Source organism: Streptomyces sp. NPDC002144, from assembly GCF_053593695.1.
Genome location: NZ_JBSFDB010000007.1, coordinates 155,783 through 173,834, shown reverse-complemented (window position 1 = coordinate 173,834; position 18,052 = coordinate 155,783). Strand labels below are relative to the sequence as shown.

The 18,052-nt window shown below is 71.8% G+C and carries 16 protein-coding genes; 9 read left to right on the top strand and 7 right to left on the bottom strand.

The window, feature by feature from the left end; all coding sequences use genetic code 11:
• Positions 1 to 33: 33 nt before the first annotated feature.
• From ACWCQ1_RS13150 to ACWCQ1_RS13140, 3 genes are read right to left on the bottom strand one after another with little or no spacing between them, the layout of a single operon-like run.
• Positions 34 to 1,626, bottom strand: coding sequence for a transporter (locus ACWCQ1_RS13150; protein ID WP_358592459.1), 1,593 nt, complete (start codon positions 1,624 to 1,626; stop codon positions 34 to 36).
• Positions 1,623 to 2,396: an ABC transporter ATP-binding protein gene (locus tag ACWCQ1_RS13145; protein ID WP_133045588.1), complete on the bottom strand. Its 774-nt coding sequence runs from the start codon at positions 2,394 to 2,396 to the stop codon at positions 1,623 to 1,625. Before ACWCQ1_RS13145 ends, ACWCQ1_RS13150 begins: the two co-directional genes overlap by 4 nt.
• 20 nt (positions 2,397 to 2,416) lie before the next feature.
• Complete coding sequence (locus tag ACWCQ1_RS13140) at positions 2,417 to 3,079, bottom strand: bifunctional DNA primase/polymerase (RefSeq protein WP_358592895.1); 663 nt, start codon at positions 3,077 to 3,079, stop codon at positions 2,417 to 2,419.
• A gap of 309 nt (positions 3,080 to 3,388) precedes the next feature.
• Here ACWCQ1_RS13140 and ACWCQ1_RS13135 point away from each other — a divergent pair, with 309 nt between their 5' ends.
• Together ACWCQ1_RS13135 and ACWCQ1_RS13130 are read left to right on the top strand one after the other, a co-directional pair.
• Complete coding sequence (locus tag ACWCQ1_RS13135) at positions 3,389 to 4,774, top strand: transcriptional regulator (protein ID WP_133045586.1); 1,386 nt, start codon at positions 3,389 to 3,391, stop codon at positions 4,772 to 4,774.
• Between the two features lie 221 nt (positions 4,775 to 4,995).
• The gene (locus ACWCQ1_RS13130; protein ID WP_451026480.1) at positions 4,996 to 6,756 is read left to right on the top strand and encodes a hypothetical protein; all 1,761 of its coding nucleotides are present in this window, start codon (positions 4,996 to 4,998) and stop codon (positions 6,754 to 6,756) included.
• Positions 6,757 to 6,772: 16 nt separating this feature from the next.
• On the opposite strand, the gene ACWCQ1_RS13125 is transcribed toward ACWCQ1_RS13130, so the two are convergent.
• Positions 6,773 to 8,080 (bottom strand): ABC transporter substrate-binding protein, encoded by a 1,308-nt coding sequence (locus ACWCQ1_RS13125; RefSeq protein ID WP_451026479.1) that lies wholly within the window; start codon positions 8,078 to 8,080, stop codon positions 6,773 to 6,775.
• A gap of 117 nt (positions 8,081 to 8,197) precedes the next feature.
• Here ACWCQ1_RS13125 and ACWCQ1_RS13120 point away from each other — a divergent pair, with 117 nt between their 5' ends.
• Both ACWCQ1_RS13120 and purU read left to right on the top strand, forming a co-directional pair.
• Positions 8,198 to 8,698 (top strand): SCO4402 family protein, encoded by a 501-nt coding sequence (locus tag ACWCQ1_RS13120; RefSeq protein WP_133045583.1) that lies wholly within the window; start codon positions 8,198 to 8,200, stop codon positions 8,696 to 8,698.
• Positions 8,699 to 8,744: 46 nt separating this feature from the next.
• Positions 8,745 to 9,629: a formyltetrahydrofolate deformylase gene (gene purU, locus ACWCQ1_RS13115; protein WP_133045582.1), complete on the top strand. Its 885-nt coding sequence runs from the start codon at positions 8,745 to 8,747 to the stop codon at positions 9,627 to 9,629.
• Between the two features lie 121 nt (positions 9,630 to 9,750).
• Here the strand turns inward: purU and ACWCQ1_RS13110 are convergent, their stop codons facing one another.
• On the bottom strand, positions 9,751 to 11,100 hold the full coding sequence (locus tag ACWCQ1_RS13110) for a zf-HC2 domain-containing protein (RefSeq protein WP_451026478.1): 1,350 nt from the start codon (positions 11,098 to 11,100) through the stop codon (positions 9,751 to 9,753).
• Positions 11,097 to 11,669, bottom strand: a complete 573-nt coding sequence (locus tag ACWCQ1_RS13105) for a sigma-70 family RNA polymerase sigma factor (protein ID WP_451026477.1) — start codon at positions 11,667 to 11,669, stop codon at positions 11,097 to 11,099. The genes ACWCQ1_RS13110 and ACWCQ1_RS13105 overlap by 4 nt, the downstream gene beginning before the upstream one ends.
• Positions 11,670 to 11,978: 309 nt before the next feature.
• Here ACWCQ1_RS13105 and ACWCQ1_RS13100 point away from each other — a divergent pair, with 309 nt between their 5' ends.
• Both ACWCQ1_RS13100 and ACWCQ1_RS13095 read left to right on the top strand, forming a co-directional pair.
• Positions 11,979 to 12,359, top strand: a complete 381-nt coding sequence (locus tag ACWCQ1_RS13100) for an STAS domain-containing protein (protein ID WP_208782330.1) — start codon at positions 11,979 to 11,981, stop codon at positions 12,357 to 12,359.
• A 195-nt stretch (positions 12,360 to 12,554) separates the two neighbouring features.
• Complete coding sequence (locus ACWCQ1_RS13095) at positions 12,555 to 13,067, top strand: EF-hand domain-containing protein (RefSeq protein WP_451026476.1); 513 nt, start codon at positions 12,555 to 12,557, stop codon at positions 13,065 to 13,067.
• Here the strand turns inward: ACWCQ1_RS13095 and ACWCQ1_RS13090 are convergent.
• Complete coding sequence (locus tag ACWCQ1_RS13090) at positions 13,051 to 14,583, bottom strand: class I adenylate-forming enzyme family protein (protein ID WP_451026475.1); 1,533 nt, start codon at positions 14,581 to 14,583, stop codon at positions 13,051 to 13,053. The two genes, ACWCQ1_RS13095 and ACWCQ1_RS13090, sit on opposite strands and share 17 nt — an antisense overlap.
• A gap of 87 nt (positions 14,584 to 14,670) precedes the next feature.
• Between ACWCQ1_RS13090 and ACWCQ1_RS13085 the strand changes: the two genes are divergently transcribed.
• From ACWCQ1_RS13085 to ACWCQ1_RS13075, 3 genes are read left to right on the top strand one after another with little or no spacing between them, the layout of a single operon-like run.
• Complete coding sequence (locus tag ACWCQ1_RS13085; protein WP_133045577.1) at positions 14,671 to 15,864, top strand: amidohydrolase family protein; 1,194 nt, start codon at positions 14,671 to 14,673, stop codon at positions 15,862 to 15,864.
• Complete coding sequence (locus ACWCQ1_RS13080; protein WP_133045576.1) at positions 15,864 to 16,997, top strand: acyl-CoA dehydrogenase family protein; 1,134 nt, start codon at positions 15,864 to 15,866, stop codon at positions 16,995 to 16,997. Before ACWCQ1_RS13085 ends, ACWCQ1_RS13080 begins: the two co-directional genes overlap by 1 nt.
• Before the next feature lie 3 nt (positions 16,998 to 17,000).
• On the top strand, positions 17,001 to 17,930 hold the full coding sequence (locus ACWCQ1_RS13075; protein ID WP_451026474.1) for an acyl-CoA dehydrogenase family protein: 930 nt from the start codon (positions 17,001 to 17,003) through the stop codon (positions 17,928 to 17,930).
• Positions 17,931 to 18,052: the final 122 nt, after the last annotated feature.

Genomic DNA, 18,052 nt, shown 5'->3' with positions numbered 1-18,052 from the left:
TCCGCCGCACGAGTGCTCAGCGGCGCCTGATCCTCACCCCTTGCTCACCGCCGTCAGGATCTCCGGGAGCCGGGCCGCCGTGCGCGGTGCCGCCAGACGCAGGCCCGCCCAGGTGATCGCCGCCCCGTAGGCCGCGCCCAGGGGCAGCAGGACCCAGCTCCAGCTGTCGCCGCCCTCCACGACGTTGACCCAGATCGTCACGGCGATGACCGGGGAGGACAGCAGGGCCGCCGAGACCATGCCGCCGAAGATGGAGATCCAGGCGAGGCCGGTCTGGCCGGGGGCGACGTTCTTGTACCCCTCCTGCGGGATGGAGTACGGGAAGCGGGCCGAGGTCCACGCGCCGGTGGCCAGCATCGCCCCGAGCAGGGCGAAGGACAGACCGAGCACCTCGGGCAGGCGCGGCCAGTCGTCGAGCATCGCGGTCGTGAGGACCGTGACCAGCGTGGCGTACGGCAGGGTGATCACCAGCAGCGCCAGCGCCCGCCCGCGCAGCTCGACGTAGGCGTCGTGCGCGGAGGAGATCGTGGTCGCCACCATCCAGAACGCGGACGTGTCCTGCCCGAACTGGTTGTACATCTGGATGCCGAGCATCCCGGCGGCGAAACACGCGAAGTAGACGGAGCCGGTGCCCTGCAGGGCGTTGAACACCGGCACGATGAGGCCGATGGCGAGCGACGTCACCCAGGCGGCCTTGGTCTTGGGGTCCCGCCAGACGTACCGCAGGCTGCGCTCCATGACCGTCCCGGTCCGCCCGGCGGGCAGCAGCCGCGCCGGCCCCCCGGACGTCCGCTCCCGCGGGCCGGGCTCGGTGTCGGTCTGCAGGGTGGAGCCGTCCGGCGAGGTCATCAACCGGGTCAGATGCCCCGCCCACACGGCGATCAGCGCAACCAACGCCCCTACGCTGAGCGCGAGTTGAGCGGCGGCGATGCCGTACGACCCCTCGCTCACCGAGTGCACCGCACCGATCGCCGACGCGGGCGGCAGCCACCGCACCACGTCCCCGACCGGCGCGAGCTGCGCCAGCCCGCTCGAACCCAGGCGCTGCGCACCGAAGTTGACCAGCTGCGCCCCGATCGCGATGACCAGCCCACTGAGCACCGCGAGGTCACGGCCCCTACGGCTGGTCAGCAGGCGGATGTTGGCGGCGGCGACGGCCCGCGCGAGGGCCACGCACACCAGCAGCGCGAGGACGACGGCGACGACCCCGACCGCGTAGGCCGCACCTCCGTGCGCGACCGCGACCGTCGAACCGGTCAGCAGGAGCAGCGTGAACAGCGGTCCGATGCCGACCAGCGAGGCCGCGAGCAGCGCCCGCACCAGCGGCCGGGGCCGCAGCGGCAGCATCACCAGCCGGGTGGGGTCGAGCGTCTCGTCGCCGCCGGGGAAGAACAGCGGCATCACCGCCCAGCCCAGCGCCAGCACGGCCGTCAGCAGCACGACCACGGCGTCGATGTGCGCGTGCCCGCGCAGCGCGATCAGCCCGAGCAGCTGCAGCGCCCCGAACAGCAGCACGACGACGGCGGACGCGACGTACGCGGCCCGCCGGCCCCCGGACTGCCTGAGCCCGTTCTTGAGCAGCGACAGCTTCAGCCGAACGACGGTCCTGGTGATGTCGCCCGTCATCGCGCGCCGCCGCCCAGCCAGTCCAGATCGGTACCGGCGTCGCGGCCGCCCGCACCGACGAGCTGGAGGAACGCCTGCTGCAGCGAGGGGGCGTCGCCGCGGACCTCGGCGAGGGGGCCGTGGGCGCGGATACGGCCGGCGGCCATCACGGCGACCCAGTCGCACAGGGACTCGACGAGTTCCATGACGTGGGAGGAGAAGACGACGGTGGCACCGGAGGCCGTGTACCGCTCCAGTACGCCCCGGATGATCTGCGCGGACACCGGGTCGACGCCCTCGAACGGCTCGTCGAGGAAGAGCACTTCGGGATTGTGCAACAGCGCGGCGGCGAGTCCGATCTTCTTGCGCATGCCGGTCGAGTAGTCGACGACGAGCTTGTGCTGGGCGCCCGCCAGGTCGAGCACGTCGAGCAGTTGGGTGGCCCGCTTGTCGACCTCGGCGCCGGGCAGTCCGCGCAACCGGCCGGAATAGGCGAGCAGTTCCCTGCCGGACAGCCGCTCGAAGAGCCGCAGTCCTTCCGGCAGCACCCCGATCCGCGCCTTGACGGCCACCGGATCGCGCCACACGTCATGCCCGACGACCTCGACACTCCCCTGATCGGGCCGGAGAAGCCCGGTCACCATGGAGAGGGTGGTCGTCTTGCCGGCCCCGTTCGGCCCCACCAGTCCGATGAACTTCCCCGCGGGCAGCTCAAGATCGATCCCGGCAACGGCAACCTGCTGCCCGAACCGTTTCCAGAGACCCTGTACGCGTACGGCGGCTGACGTCATGCATGAACCCTACGGTCAGGTCACCGGTCCCGACCGCACGCATAGGCAAGCGGGGAGATCAGCTCCTCCGCGTCCGGCAGCCACCGGTTGGCGGGGGTGGGCCGGCACGCCCACTGCACGGCGCCCCGGGACCCGTATCGGGTGGGAGGCGCGGCCACGTACGCCCCCTCGCCCAGCGCCACCAGATCAAGGGACGACGGGGACCAGCCCAGCTTGCGTACCAGGTCGGGAACCTTCGCCGACGCACCCGGCAGCACGAAGAAGTGCATCCGGCGGTCCGGCGTCAACGTCACCGGCCCCAGCGTCAACTCCATGCGCTCCATGCGGGCCAGCGCCAGGAACCCGGCGGTCTCCGGGACGGAGATCGCGTCGAACGTCCGCCCCGTCGGCAGCAGGATCGACGCCGTCGGCTGCTTCTGCCACATCCGGCGGGCGACGGTCGCGCTGCCCGTCGCCTGCGTCGCCCAGTCCTCCCGTGCGGGATGCGCCCCCGGCGCATCGCACCCGGCCTCGCCGCAGGAGCAGTGCTGCACCCCGTCGACGGCTTCCAGCCAGGTACCGGGGAAGACGTCCCAGTGACGCTCCTCGGCGTAGCGAACGGCGGTCTCCAGCAGCGATTCTCCGCGCTGCTTCGGGATTCGGGCTGCTTCGGGCCCCGCGATGGTCTCGTCCACGATGAACACAACTCTAGTGATCACCGGGGGTTACGCATGCCACATGCGCGGGGGAGGGGCAACGATTCCGCATCGGGGCGCATGGGTGCACGCGTGGGGGCGCAGAGGAGGAACTCCGGTGTGAGCTGGGTAGCCAGTAGCGGGGTCGGCATCCGCTTTTACCCCGGCAATCCTCGCATGCCTCGCATTTTCGGTATGTCCGCGGGGCATTGATCTTCCCGGCCGGATCTTTTCGCCCCCCACGGCGAGGGACCCGGTAGGGAAGGACACGCCAACTCGGTGCGTGGGCAGGCACCGCAGCCACAGGGGGTAGTGCCAATGGCCGCAAGGCCTCTCGTCGCGCGGCAGCCGAACGAACGGCTGCAGGCGCTCATCCAGGAGGCGGGGTGCTCGAACGCCGGGCTCGCCCGCCGGGTCAACATGTGCGGCGCCGAGCACGGCCTCGACCTGCGCTACGACAAGACGTCCGTGGCCCGTTGGCTGCGCGGACAGCAGCCGCGGGGCCGGGCGCCCGCGATCATCGCGGAGGCGCTGGGCCGCAAACTCGGCCGTACGGTCACGATCGACGAGATCGGCATGGCCAACGGCAAGAACCTCGCCTCGGGCGTCGGGCTCCAGTTCTCGCCGACGGTACTGGGAGCCATCGAGCAGGTCTGCGAGCTGTGGCGCAGTGACGTCGGGCGGCGGGACTTCCTGTCCGGCTCGTCCGTCGCCGCGTCCGCGCTGGTGGAGCCGAGCCGGGACTGGCTGATCTCCTCACCGGACGCGCAGGTGGCGCGCTCGGCGGGCCCGCGCGTCGGACAGTCCGACGTGGCGGCCGTGCGGGCGATGACCCAGGCCCTCGTGGACCTGGACCACCAGTACGGCAGCGGGCATGTGCGCCCGGTCGTCGTGCACTACCTCAACAGCGTCGTCTCCGGGCTGCTGGCGGGGTCGTACCGGGAGGCGGTGGGCCGTGACCTGTTCGCCGCGGTCGCCCGACTCACCGAGCTCGCCGGGTACATGGCCGTCGACACCGGCCAACCGGGCCTGGCCCAGCGGTACTACATCCAGGCGCTGCGGCTCGCGCAGGCGGCGGGCGACCGGGGGTACGGCGGCTATGTGCTGGCCGCCTCCATGAGCCATCTCGCCGCGCAGCTCGGAAACCCGCGGGAGATCTCGCAGTTGGCGCGGGCGGCGCAAGAAGGGGCGCGAGGGCGCGTGACCCCGCGCGCGGAGGCGATGTTCTACGCGGCCGAGGCACGCGGGCACGCCCTGATGGGCGACGCGCGGGCGGCCCAGCTGGCGTCCGGGCGGGCGGTGGGCGCGCTGGAGGCGGCCGACCCCGAGTCCGGGGACGACCCGGCGTGGATCACGCACTTCGACGAGGCCTATCTGGCCGACGAGTTGGCGCACTGCCACCGTGACCTCGGACAGGCCGAGGCGGCCGCGCGGCGCGCGGAGGAGTCGCTGGCCGGGCTGCCGGAGACGAAGGCGCGCAGGCGGGCCATCGGATACGTGCTGCTGGCCACCGCGCAGGTGCAGCAGCGCGAGATCGAGCAGGCCTGCAACACCGGCCTCAAAGCGGTCCAGTTGCTGGAGACCCTGCGCTCCAACCGGGGCGCCGAGTACCTGGAGGACTTCCAGCAGCGGCTCGAGCCGTACCGGGAGGAGCCGGTGGTGCGGGAGTTCGGGGCGCGGATGGAGTTGCAGGCGGCGGCGTGAGGGCGGGCGACCGGCCGGTTCCCGGTGCGTGAAGCTGCGGGAAACGGCCGGTTGCCGTGCGGGTTCGCGTGCGCGGTGGACATAAGGAGCGTGCTGTAGAGCGATTCTGTTACCGCTGTCACAGGTAAGGAGGTTGAGGCCTGAGCTGCGTGGCACCCGGCTCGGGGGACCCGGTAGCGTGAGCCGACGATTCACAAGGTCCCCCATTTGTAGGAGTCCCGGTGACGCAGAGTGGACAGGGCGAGACGCCCTCGCCGCGCGAAGCGCGCGAAGGCATCGTGCTGCCCTCCGACGGCGGCGAACCTTTGCTCCCGGGCATGCTGAACGCCCAGCCCGCGGCACCGGGCGGTCACACCGGTTCCTACGGCGGCTCCTCCGCCCCGCAGCCGGCCGCCCCGCAGACCCCGGCCGCGGCCCCGCCCGGCGGCCAGTCCTGGGGCACGCCCTGGGGCCCCGACCAGCACGAGACCCCGGCGCCGCCCCCGGCCCAGTCCTGGCCGAGCCCGCCGGACGACTCCTGGGCGGCCCCCGACCTGTGGACCACCTCCACCTCAGCCTCCACCTCCGCCTCCCAGCCCCTGCCGCCGGCCGACGACGGCTACGGCACCCCCGCCGGCTCCGGCGGCTTCAGCGCCCCCCTGCCCCCCGCGGCCGACGAAGGGGCGACCCAGTACATACCGCCGGTCACCGGTTCCGGCATGCCCGCCGGTGCGCCCGTGCCCGGCAGCGAGGGCGCCACCCAGTTCCTGCCGCCCGTCCCCACGAGCGGCGACGAGGCCGCGACCCAGTACCTCCCGCCGGTCGGCCCGGGCGCGCTGCCGCCCGAGGTCGGTGGGCCGACGGGAGCCGGGACGACCGGGTTCCCGGGGCACGCCCCGCAGACGGGAGCCGGTGCGGCCGGGTTCGCGGGGCACGGCGCGCAGGCGTACGACCCGCAGGCAGGGACGGGCGCGGCTGGATTCGCTGGGCACGCCCCGCACGCGGCCGCCGGTCCGGACGCGCAGGCCACGCAGTATCTCCCGCCCGCGGGGGCCGGCCCCATGCCCGCCGCCGGTCCGGACGCGCAGCCCACGCAGTATCTGCCGCCCGTGACCGATCAGGCCCCCTACGGTGCCCAGCCCGGCGGGGACCGGCAGCCGCCCGCCGAGTTCGACAACCTGTTCCGCAGCGGCCCGGGCGGTGACGGCCCCGCCGGGGCCACCCAGCACCTGCCCCGCTACGAGCAGCCCCCCGCCGCCCAGCCGCCGTACGGGCAGCAGCCGGCGTCCTCGTACGGCCGGCAGGCGCCCCAGCCGTCGTACGGCCAGCAGCCCCCCGCCTCCTACCCGCCGCCGCAGGAGACGCGCGGGGGCGGTGGCCGGTCCAAGGTGCCGCTGATCGCGGCCGTCGGCATCGGCATCGTGGTGATCGGCGTAGGGGCCGGCGCGATGCTCGGCGGAGGTGGCGGCGGCAAGGACAAGAACCAGACCGTCTCCGCCACCGCGCCCGCGTCCGGCGGATCCTCCTCGGCGTCCGCGGCGGACCCCGCCAAGCAGCAGGCCGTCGCCCTGGACAAGCTGCTGTCCGACAGCGGCAACAGCCGGGCCTCGGTGATCAGCGCGGTCGCCGACGTGAAGGCGTGCCGGAACCTGGACGGAGCGGCCTCGGACCTGCGCGACGCCGCCAAGCAGCGCACCCAGCTGGTCACCAGCCTCTCCGGCCTGTCCGTCGACAAGCTGCCGGACCACGCCGACCTGACCGCCGCCCTCACCCGGGCCTGGCAGGCATCCGCGGCGGCCGACAACCACTACGCGGCCTGGGCCGACCAGGTCGGCGGCAACAAGAAGGGCTGCAAGAAGGGCCAGGCCCGCACCACGGGCCAGACCGCGGCCGGCAACCGCGCGAGCGGCACCGCCAGCCAGCAGAAGGCCGAGGCGGCCGACCTGTGGAACGCGATCGCGAAGACCTACGGCCTGACCCAGCGGCGGCCGACCCAGCTGTGAGCGAGCGGCGCGCGGGTCAGTCGACCTGCGCGTCCTGCAGCGCCCTCGTCGTGTCCAGGAAGCCCTTGCGCGCCGCCACCAGCTGACCCTGCCTGACCACCTGGAGGGTGACGTCGGTGTTGACGACACGGGAGAAACCGATGCTCGCCAGGGGACCCTGGGTGCCCCACCGCAGGGTCGGCGTGAGATCGCCGGTGGAGACCTTCAGCCCGTCGTCCAGGGCCCGGCGGATCGCGTCGGAGCTCACGTCGCCGCCGCCGAGTGACTGGACGACCTTGGTGAGCACGGTGTAGGCGATCCACGTCGTCTGCACCCCGGCGTCCGCGGCGTCGATCCGGTTGTCCCCGAAGGCCTGCTCGCTGATCACCTTCTTCATCGCGTCCCAGCGCGGGTCGCCGGCCGGCGGGTACCAGCCGGTGATGTACGCCCCCTCGTACGGGCCCCTCTGCGCGCCGGACTCGTTGATGGCCGTCTGGTCGACGCTGTCCAGGGTGGCCGCGGTGCGCACCGCGGGACGGCCCTGGCGGGCCCGCTGGAAGGAGTCCATGAAGGTGCTGGTGCCGTCCCCGAGCGAGGGGATGACGCACCCCTTCTTCGTGGCGCCGCCGGTCGTGGCGTCCAGCGCGTCGGCCGCCGGCTGCGTGTACTCGGTGGTGTCCTCCGCCGCCCGCTGGTCGATGGCCGGCTTGTGCCCGCCCGCCGCGAGTCCCGCGTCGAGCATGGGCGGCAGCTCGTCGCCCGCGATGGTGTCGGCGCGTACCAGCGCCACGGGGCCGCAGGTCGTGGCGAGCTCCTTGCCGAGGCCGGCCAGCAGCGTGGGCTGGCCGCCGTTGACCGGGTAGGACAGCGGACTGGTGAACTCGGCGGTGGTGACGCCGTATCCGCCTATGTACGGGATGCCGGCGCCCTCCAGGTCGGGCAGGTAGGAGTCGCCGAACTGGCTGTAGGAACCGACGACGGCGACGACCCCGGACTTCACGGCTTCGCGGGCGCACTTGGCGGCGGCCACGCTGTCGTTGCGGTCGTTGCAGGTCAGGACCTTCAGCTTGCGGCCGTTGATACCGCCCTTGGCGTTGATCCAGCGGGCGTAGGCCTGGGCGAAGGCGGGCATGCCGGGCTTGTTGGTGGCGCTGGTGTCCTGCGGGGCCCAGGTCATGACGGTGATCGGGTCACCCTCGCTGCCCCCCGTGGCACCGGGGATGACCCCGCATCCTGCGGCGAGGGAGGCGCACATGGCCAGGGCCCCCGCCATGCGGACGGTTGCTCTGACGGGCCGGTTGAGTGTGGGGAGGAAGGTGCTGCGGGTGCGTCGCCTGCCGGTCATGGGCACACACGCTTCCGCCACATCCGTAACCCGGGGGTGACCCTCGGTTATCGAGTGGTGACGCGAAGGTGAATTACGGGGGCCGGAGAAGGGCCCGATGAGAAGAACGTACGATCAGTGACCGTGCAAGGTACGGAGAACCCTTCCCGACGCGGGCGTCGCTCATCCACCATGGGCGGCATGCCACTGAACGACATGCCGTGGTGGCGCTGGCGCAGCAATGTGCGCTCCGCGCTGCACATGCTCTCCGACCCGGTGTTCCAGCAGAACGTCTGGCTGGCCGGGGTCGACGGGTACGGGGACGTCACCGACGCCGTGTACCGGCTGGTCGAGGACACCTGGCTGGACAACTGGTCCGCCGAGAAATACGTCGGCACGATCTTCCGCGACTCGCAGGAGGCGGCCCTCGTCGACACCGCGGTGCTGCGGGTGCTGCGGATCATGCACCAGGTCGGCCCGGACGCCCCGGTCTCCGTGTACATGGAGAACGCCGGGTGGCCGGACGCGGTGCGGGCGGCGCGGGACGCGCACGTGCGGATGGCGATGGCCGACGGGGAGGACCCGGACACGCCGCCGCGCACCCTGGAGCTGCTGCGGATCATGACACGGTCCGCGTGACGGACGCGGGTCCGCCCGGCGGCCCGCTCGTGGGACCATGGCGGGCATGAACGAGCAGTCCACCCGAACCGAGGCGACCCCCGCCGACCAGTACGTCCTCACGCTCTCCTGCCCTGACAAGAAGGGCATCGTGCACGCCGTGTCGAGCTATCTCTTCATGACCGGCTGCAACATCGAGGACAGCCAGCAGTTCGGCGACCACGACACGGGTCTGTTCTTCATGCGCGTCCACTTCTCGGCGGACGCCCCGGTCACGGTGGACAAGCTGCGGGCGAGCTTCGCGGCGATCGGTGACTCCTTCCACATGGACTGGCAGATCAACGAGGCCGACGAGAAGATGCGGATCGTGCTCATGGTCAGCAAGTTCGGGCACTGCCTGAACGACCTGCTGTTCCGGGCGCGGATCGGGGCGCTGCCGGTGGAGATCGCGGCGGTGGTGTCGAACCACACGGACTTCGCCGAGCTGGTGGGGTCGTACGACATTCCCTTCCACCACATTCCGGTGACGAGGGAGACGAAGGTGGACGCGGAGGCGCGGCTGCTGGAGCTCGTCCGCGAGAACGACGTGGAGCTGGTGGTTCTGGCCCGCTACATGCAGGTGCTGTCGGACGACCTGTGCAAGCAGCTCAGCGGGCGGATCATCAACATCCATCACTCCTTCCTGCCGAGCTTCAAGGGTGCGAAGCCGTACCACCAGGCTCATGCGCGGGGTGTGAAGCTGATCGGGGCGACGGCGCACTATGTGACCGCCGACCTGGACGAGGGGCCGATCATCGAGCAGGAGGTCGAGCGGGTGGGTCACGACGTCACCCCGGACCAGCTGGTGGCGATCGGACGCGACGTGGAGTGCCAGGCGCTGGCGCGGGCCGTGAAGTGGCATGCGGAGCGGCGGATTCTGCTCAATGGGCGACGGACGGTTGTGTTCGCCTAGTAGTTCGGGGGGTTCGGTCGCGTCGGCGGCTGCGGGTGATTCGTGGCTGATCGCGCAGTTCCCCGCGCCCCTAAAAGAGCTCAGCTGAACTCGCAGCCGCCGACGAACCCGCAACCAGCCCCTACATCCGGCTCATCGACGCCGCCGCGAACAGAACGTCCCGGATGGCCTGACGGTCACCCACCTGACCCGCCGCCGCCTCCGCCGGAGGCACATGGCCCGCGGCCAACCGGCAGAACTCCACGCCGTCCAGGGCCACATGCGCGACCTCGAACTCCTCCGAGCCGACCGCCGCCGGGGAGTCCAGGGGGATCAGCCACTCGCCGCCGCCCGACCCCTCGATCTCCAGGCGCAGGCTGCGGCCGGGTGACCCGGCGACCCCGAGATGGCGGCCCTCCGCGGCCGCGGCCAGCCCCGACCGCCGGCGTTCCGCCAGCACCGCGGGCAGCATGCGGGCCGCCAGGTCGATCATGCGGTGCAGATGACGCGGGGACGGCGGCTCGTACGGGTAGTCGACCGCCTCGGCGATGTCCTCCGCGTGCACCCAGCACTCGAACGCGCGGTCCAGCATCGCGTCGTGCAGCGGCAGTTCGAAGTCGCCGTACGAGACGGCCAGCCGGGCGGGGCCCGAGCCGCCGGTGAAGGAGACGGTGCGGACGAGGTCGTGGGTCTGCTCGCGCCACGGCGCCCTGATGCCCCGGGTCGGCGGGAAGTGCGAGGTGCGCCAGTACGCCTCGGTGCGCGCCGCCGGGGTAGGGCCCTCGGCGACGATCTCGCCGAGGGGGTCCTCCAGGCCGAGCGCGACCGCGACGAGCCCGTCGACGGAGAGGAGATGGGCGATGACCCCGGCGACCGTCGTACGGCGGCTCTCCGCCCCGTCGCCCTCGAACCACCGCAGCCGTACGGGGGCGTGCCACTCGGCGTCGCCTATGTCCTGCAGCAGGGCGTCGAGCCGGGCCGTCTCCGCGTCGTACGGCGCCGCCCACTCGGGCACCGGGATGCGCGGAGGGCGCCGGCCGAGGCAGCCCGCCAGGACGCGGGTGCGCAGCGCGGGGTCCAGGTCGAGGCTCTCCGGCGGGTGCAGCAGGCCCACGGCCTCGCGCAGCCGCCGTGCCTCGTCCGCGCAGGTGCCGCAGCCGCCCAGGTGTTCCTCGACGGCCGCCGTCTCCTCCGCCGAGCACGCGGCCAGCGCCCAGGCGCCGAGCAGCGACTTCAACACCGGATGCTCCAGCACGACCGGCACCGCGACCGACGCGGGCAACGGCAGCTCCCCGTCCTCGACGGAGGCACGAGGCATGGGTATCCGCGGCGCAGCGGCACCCTCCGCGGCTCCGCCGCTTCCCGGTTCAGGTTTCGCCTCAGGGCCGCTCCCGTCGCCCGGCTGCTGCTGCTCCTGCTTCTCCTCCCCGTTTCCGGAAAGCTTCCGGTGTTCGGGGTCGCCGTTGTCGTCGTACTCCTCGAAGTCGCTCACACCGCACCCCCCGAATCGGGCGGGGTGCCGGTGTCGTGGGCCGTGGACAGGAGTTGGAGGCCCAGGCGGAGGCGGCGGCGGGCCTCGTCCTCGGTGACGCCGAGGTCGGTGGCGGTCTGGCGGTAGTCACGGCGCTGGAAGTAGGCAAGGTCCAGCGCGGCGCGCAGCGGAGAGGGCATGGAGGTGACGATGTAGTCGGCACGGGCGGCGACCGAGGCGCGGCGGACCCTGCGTTCCAGTTCCTCGGGCGAGCCGCCGGCGCCCTGGGCCAGCGCGGCGGTCTCCGTGGCGCGCAGCCGCTGCACGGCGAGGCGGTGGGTCAGCGTGGCGACCCAGGTGCGCAGCGGTCCCTCCTTGGGGTCGTAGCGCTCTGGGTGCTCCCAGACATGGACGAAGACGTCACGCGTGATGCCGTCGGCGGCGCTCTCGTCACCGAGGACGCGGTGGGCGAGGCCGTGCACGAGCGAGGCGAACCGGTCGTAGAGCTCGCCGAGCGCGGCCGCCTCACCGCGTGCCAGTCGCTGCTGCATCTTGCGGTCCCAGCGGGGCGGTGCGTCCTTCTTCGCCATGCGGCCCCCCTCACCCGTGTTCTCGCCTGTGCCCAGCGTGCGCCCACCGTCTTCTCGAATGTAGTCGGCACCCATGTCGGCGCACGCCCCTTTGTCGCAATGCGCGCCCCCGAGAGAGCCGCAGGTGATAGTGGGCGTTCGCCTACCCGGTGCAGAACTGATCGAACAGGATCGAAGGCGACTAAAACAAGCCTCTTTCGATCGCTTTCCGTTTCCGTTGCGGAGTTTGCGGGCAAGGCCGCTGGGCAGCCGCGCTGCAAGGAAGCGTAGGAACGGCTTCCGTTTGCGGGGGGCCGGCGAGCGAAGGGCATGGTGGTGACGTTTCATGTGACCGGCGACGAGCAGGGCGACTGGGCCGTGCTGCGTGTGTCGGGCGAGCTGGACCTGGTGTCGTCCCCGGTGCTGCGGCAGCGGGTGCACGACGCGGTGGCCGAGGGCCGCCACAGTCTCGTCCTGGACCTCTCCGAGGTGTTCTTCTGCGACTCCAGCGGCGTCGGAGTACTGATCGCCGCCCGCCGACTCTTCCGCTCCTGCCACGGCAACCTGCGCCTCATACTCCCGGCGCAGGGCGCGGTCGACGGCTCCCACGTCAACCGGGTCCTGGGTGCCCTCGGAGTGCGTCGCCTGTTCGACGTGTACGCCGGTCTGGACGAGGCCGTCACCGAGGAGGCCGGCCCGCTCTCGGCGTAGCCGCCACGGGATGTCACGAGGTGTCACGGCATGTCACCGGGTCGTGGGGATGCCGCCGGGTCATTGCCACACGGTTGTCCCGGAATTCACCCGGTCCTGGCACAAGTGCCGCTCCACCGCGCCCCGGCGGGCCCGCTCGTCGTACGCTCCGTCCAGATATATGCACCCGACGCGAGTAAGGCGGCCTGAGGAGACATGGTCAGCAGCGAGTACGAGCGCAGGATCGCCGCCCGGTTCGCCACCTTCGACCAGGACGGCAACGGCTACATCGACCGCGAGGACTTCGGCACGGCGGCCAAGGCGCTGCTCGCCGAGTTCGCCGTCGCGGCGCGCTCCGACAAGGGGCAGGCGCTGTACGCCGGCGCGGAGGCGTTCTGGCAGGGCATGGCCGGGATAGCGGACCGGGACGGCGACCAGCGCATCACGCGCGAGGAGTTCGTCACCGGCGCGGTGAAGCGGCTGCGGGACAACCCGGAGCGGTTCGCCGAGATCGCCCGCCCCTTCCTGCACGCGGCGATCGCCGTGGCCGACACGGACGGCGACGGAGCCGCCACCGTCGCCGACACCGCGCGCGTGCTGCGGGTCCTCGGGGCCGACCAGGCCGTCGCCGAGGCGGCCGCCGCGGGCCTCGACGCCGACAGCGACGGCAAGGTGGGAGAGGCCGAGATCGTCCCGGCGTTCGCCCGCTACTTCACGGTGCCCGAGTAGCGCTCCCGACGACCGCCGTCCCCGAGTAGCGCTCGCGCAGCTTGTACTTGAGCACCTTCCGCAGCGTCTCGTTGCGCGGGAGGGCGTCCACCACTTCCAGCTGCTCTGGCAGCTTGTGCACGGACAGCCCTTCCGCGCGCAGGTATGACGTCATGGCGGCCAGGGTCAACTCCTCGGCGCCGGGCGCCTGTTCCACGACCGCGCACACCCGCTCGCCGCGCTCGGCGTCGGGCAGCCCGATCACGGCGACGTCCCCGACCGCCGGATGCGCGGCCAGCAGGTCCTCGATCTCCTTCGCGGAGATGTTCTCGCCCTTGCGGATGATCACGTCCTTCAGCCGCCCGGTGAGCACCAGATGCCCGCTGTCCTTCACGAACCCCAGGTCCCCGGTGCGCAGGAACCCGTCCTCGTCGAAGGCCTCCGCCGTCTGCGCGGGGTCCAGATAGCCCTGGCACACCGCCTCCCCGCGCAGCCGCACCTCCCCGTCGACGATCCGTATCTCCATCCCCTCCGGCGGCCGTCCCTCGGTGGTCGCGAGGTTCTCCACGGTGTCGTCCGGCGCCCCCATGGTGATCATCGGCACCTCGGTCATGCCGTACCCGTGGGTGAGCTGCACGCCCATCTCCCGTACGACGGCGTGGTACACCTCCGGCGGCTTGGGCGCCCCGCCGCCCGCGAGCAGCCGCAGCGTGGGTATCACCTTGCGCCCCGGCTGTTTGCGCTGCTCGGCGAGGAACATCGAGTAGAACGCCGTGGACCCGCCCGCCACCGTCACCCCGTGCCGGCGATAGCCCTCCAGCGCGTCCGGCAGCGCGAACTGCTCGAACATCACCGCGGGGAAGCCGTACAGCAGCAGCATCACCGTGTAGTCGGGTCCGGCGATGTGCGCGTAGGGGAAGGCCATCGAGCCCACGTCGGCGGCCGACAGGCGCAGGGCGTGGGCCAGGCACGAGCCGCCCGCGATCAGTGAACGGTCCGTGTGCAGCACGCCCTTGGGGTCGGAGGTGGTGCCGGAGGTCCAGTAGATCCAGCGCACGGAGGTGCCCTCGGCGGGCGGCGGGGGCAGTACGTCCGGGTCGCCGTCCGGCAGGTCGTCGTACGCCTCGAAGACGCCCTTGGCGCCGAGCCGCCGGGCCATCTCGGTGTGGTCGAAGCCGCGCCAGGTGCCCGGCACGGCGAAGAACTCCGCCTTCGACTCCCGTAGCGCGAAGCCGACTTCGCGGTCCCGGTAGAAGGGGATGACCGGCGTCTGCACGGCGCCCAGGCGGGCCAGCGCGAAGGAGAGCAGGGCCGTCTCGATCCGGGTGGGCAGCTGCCAGGCGACCACCGTGCCGGGGCGCACACCCATGTCGTACAGACCGGCCGCCACGCGCTCGGCCCGGGTGCGCAGATCGCCGAAGGTCAGCGTGCGGTCGTCCTGGAGGAGCACGGGACGCTCGGGGGTGAGCCGGGCGCGGCGCTCCACCAGCTCCCACAGGGTCCGGGAGGAACTCAGGGTGTGCGGGGTCTCCGTCATGTCTGCCCCCTGCCTTGGCTGACGACTCGTCAGGTGACATGCTATCTGACGGATCATCAGATACGTACCGTCCGGCGGAGGGGAACCATGACCGAACTGCCCCGCATCATCAGCGTCGACGACCATGTGATCGAGCCCGCGCACCTCTTCGACACGTGGCTGCCGGCCAAGTACCGGGACCGGGGGCCGCAGCCGCTGACCGCGGGGATCGGTGAACTCGCCTACGTGGGCGGCAAGTACCAGATCACGATGGACCCCGAGGGACCGCCGACGGACTGGTGGATCTACGAGGACCTGAAGTTCCCGTACAAGCGCAACATCGCCGCCGTCGGCTTCGACCGCGACGAGATGACCCTGGAGGGCATCACCCGGGAACAGATGCGGCGCGGCTGCTGGGACCCGAAGGCGCGCCTCGCGGACATGGACCTCAACCACGTCGAGGCCAGCCTCTGCTTCCCGTCCTTCCCGCGCTTCTGCGGGCAGACCTTCGCCGAGGCGCACGACAAGGAGGTCGCGCTGGCCTGCGTGCGCGCCTACAACGACTGGATGGTCGAGGAGTGGTGCGGCGACAGCGGCGGCCGGCTCATCCCGCTGTGTCTGATCCCCCTGTGGGACGTCGACCTGGCGGTCGCGGAGATCCGGCGCAACGCCGCGCGCGGGGTGCGCGCGGTGACCTTCTCCGAGATCCCCACCTACCTCGGGCTGCCGTCCATCCACTCCGGCTACTGGGACCCGTTCTTCGCGGTCTGCCAGGAGACGGGGACGGTCGTCAACATGCACATCGGCTCGTCCTCGCAGATGCCGGCCGCCTCCCCCGACGCCCCGCCCGCCGTGCAGGCCGCGCTGAGCTTCAACAACGCGATGGCCTCGATGATGGACTACCTCTTCAGCGGCGTCCTGGTGAAGTTCCCGACGCTCAAACTCGCCTACTCCGAAGGGCAGATGGGCTGGATCCCGTACGCCCTGGAACGCGCCGACGACGTCTGGGAGGAACACCGCGCGTGGGGCGGGGTGCGCGACACCATCCCCGAGCCGCCGTCGACGTACTACTACCGACAGATCTACTGCTGCTTCTTCCGCGACAAGCACGGGGTCGCCTCGCTGGACGTGGTGGGCCGCGACAACGCCACCTTCGAGACCGACTACCCGCACGTCGACTCGACCTTCCCGCACACCAAGGAGGTCGCCCTCGACCATGTGAAGGGCCTCGACGACGAGACGATCCACAAGCTGATGCGGGGCAACGCGATCCGCATGCTGGGCCTGGACCTCGACCGCTGATGGACCTGTCGTACACCCCCGAGGAGGAGGAGTTCCGGGCGCGGCTGCGCGAATGGCTCACGAAGGTGCTGCCCACGCTGCCCGCGAAGCCGTCCCCGGACGACTGGCCCGCACGCCGGGCGTACGACCTCGGCTGGCAGCGGATGCTGTACGACGCCGGGTACGCCGACGTCCACTGGGACGCCTCGCCGACGGTCCGGCTCATCTTCCTGGAGGAGACCGAGAGGGCCGGCGCGCCCTACGTCGGCGCGAACTTCGTGGGCCTGCTGCACGCCGGGCCCACCATCGCCGCCGAGGGCACGGACGAGCAGCGGGCGCGGTGGCTGCCGCCGATCCTGCGCGGGGAGGAGGTCTGGTGCCAGGGCTTCAGCGAACCGGACGCCGGCTCCGACCTCGCGTCCCTGCGGACGCGGGCGCGCAGGGACGGCGACGACTACGTGGTGAACGGGTCCAAGATCTGGACGTCCCACGCCGAAGTCGCCGACTGGTGCGAGCTGTTGGTGCGCACGGACGCGGAGGCGCCGAAACACCGGGGCATCAGCTGGCTGGCCATGCCGATGGACGCGCCGGGGGTCACCGTGCGGCCGCTGCGGACCCTCGCCGGGTCCGCCGAGTTCGCCGAGGTGTTCCTCGACGACGTGCGGGTGCCCGCGGCGAACCGGGTGGGGGACGAGAACGACGGATGGCGGGTCACGATGGTCACGCTGTCCTTCGAGCGCGGCACGGCGTTCGTGGGCGAGGTCGTCGCCTGCCGGCGGGTGCTGGGTGAACTCGCCGGCGAGGCCCGGCGCAACGGGCACTGGGACGACCCGGTGGTGCGACGGCGGCTCGGGAGGCTGAACGCGGAGTTCCGGGCACTGTGGCGACTCACGCAGTGGAACGTCAGCGAGGCGGAGGCCTCCGGCGGGGTGCCGGGCGTGGGGGGTTCGGTGTTCAAGCTGCGGTACTCGCACGCGCGGCAGGAGCTGTACGACGCGGCGGCGGAGGTGCTGGGGGAGGGGGCGCTGGATCTTGACCGGCCCTGGGTGCTGGATCGGTTGTCGTCGTTGTCGTACACGATCGCGGCCGGTACGTCGCAGATTCAGCGGAACATCGTGGCCGAGCGGATATTGGGGCTGCCGAAGGGGAGGTGAGCGGTGCGGTTTCAATTGAGCGCGGAGCAGGTCGCGTTGCGGGGGGCCGTGAGGGGGGTGCTGGGCCGGTGGTCGTCTGCGGGTGGGTTGGGGCTGGTCGCGCCCCGCGGCGGAGCCGCAAATCGACACAGCCCCGCCCCCCTTCGGGGCGCTACCCGGCCCGGCGATACCCAGCACCGTCTCGATCGTGCGTTGTGGCGGGATCTTGGAGATCTGGGGTTCTTTTCGTTGCGGTTGTCCGAGGCCGAGGGGGGCGCCGGACTCGGGTTGCCTGAAGCCGTGTTGGCGTTCGAGGAAGCCGGGCGGGGGCTCGTGCCCGGGCCGTTGGTCGCCACGCATCTTGCTGCCGGGGTCGTGCCCGGTGCGGATACCGGGGAGACCGTTGTCGCGGCCGTCGACGGGCGGCTGGTGGAGTGGATGGAGGAGGCCGACGTCGTGCGGGCGGGGGCCGAGGGGGCCGTGCCTCTTCGGTCCGTGGATCCGTTGACGCCCTTGCACCGGGTGCCCGCGCCCGGGCGTACCGATCCTGTCGCCGTTCTGCTCACGGCCGCCGAGCAGTTGGGTACCGCCACGCGCGTGTGTGAGCTGGCCGTGCAACACGCCCGGACCCGTGAGCAGTTCGGGCAGCCGATCGGGGCCTTCCAGGCGGTGAAGCATCTGTGCGCGCAGATCCTGGTGCGCGCCGAGGTCGCCCGCGCCGCCGTCTACGCGGCCGCCGTCACGGGCGACGCGGCCGACATCGCCGCCGCGCGGCTGCTGGCCGACGAGGCGGCCGTACAAGGCGCCCGGGACTGTCTCCAGGTGCACGGAGGTATGGGCTTCACCTGGGAGAGCGAGGTTCATCTGCATCTGAAGCGGGCCTGGGTGCGGGCGCAGCGTGCGGGTGGCGGTACGGAGAGTGAGGAACTGCTCGCGGCGGAGCTGACGAGCTGACGGTGTGAAAGACGCGCTGGGCTGGGGGTCGTCGACGACACGCGCATGTGTGTCGCGGATCGTGGCATACCGAAATCACGGAGCGTTGATATCGGGTTGTGTCCTATGCGTGACCCGTCACG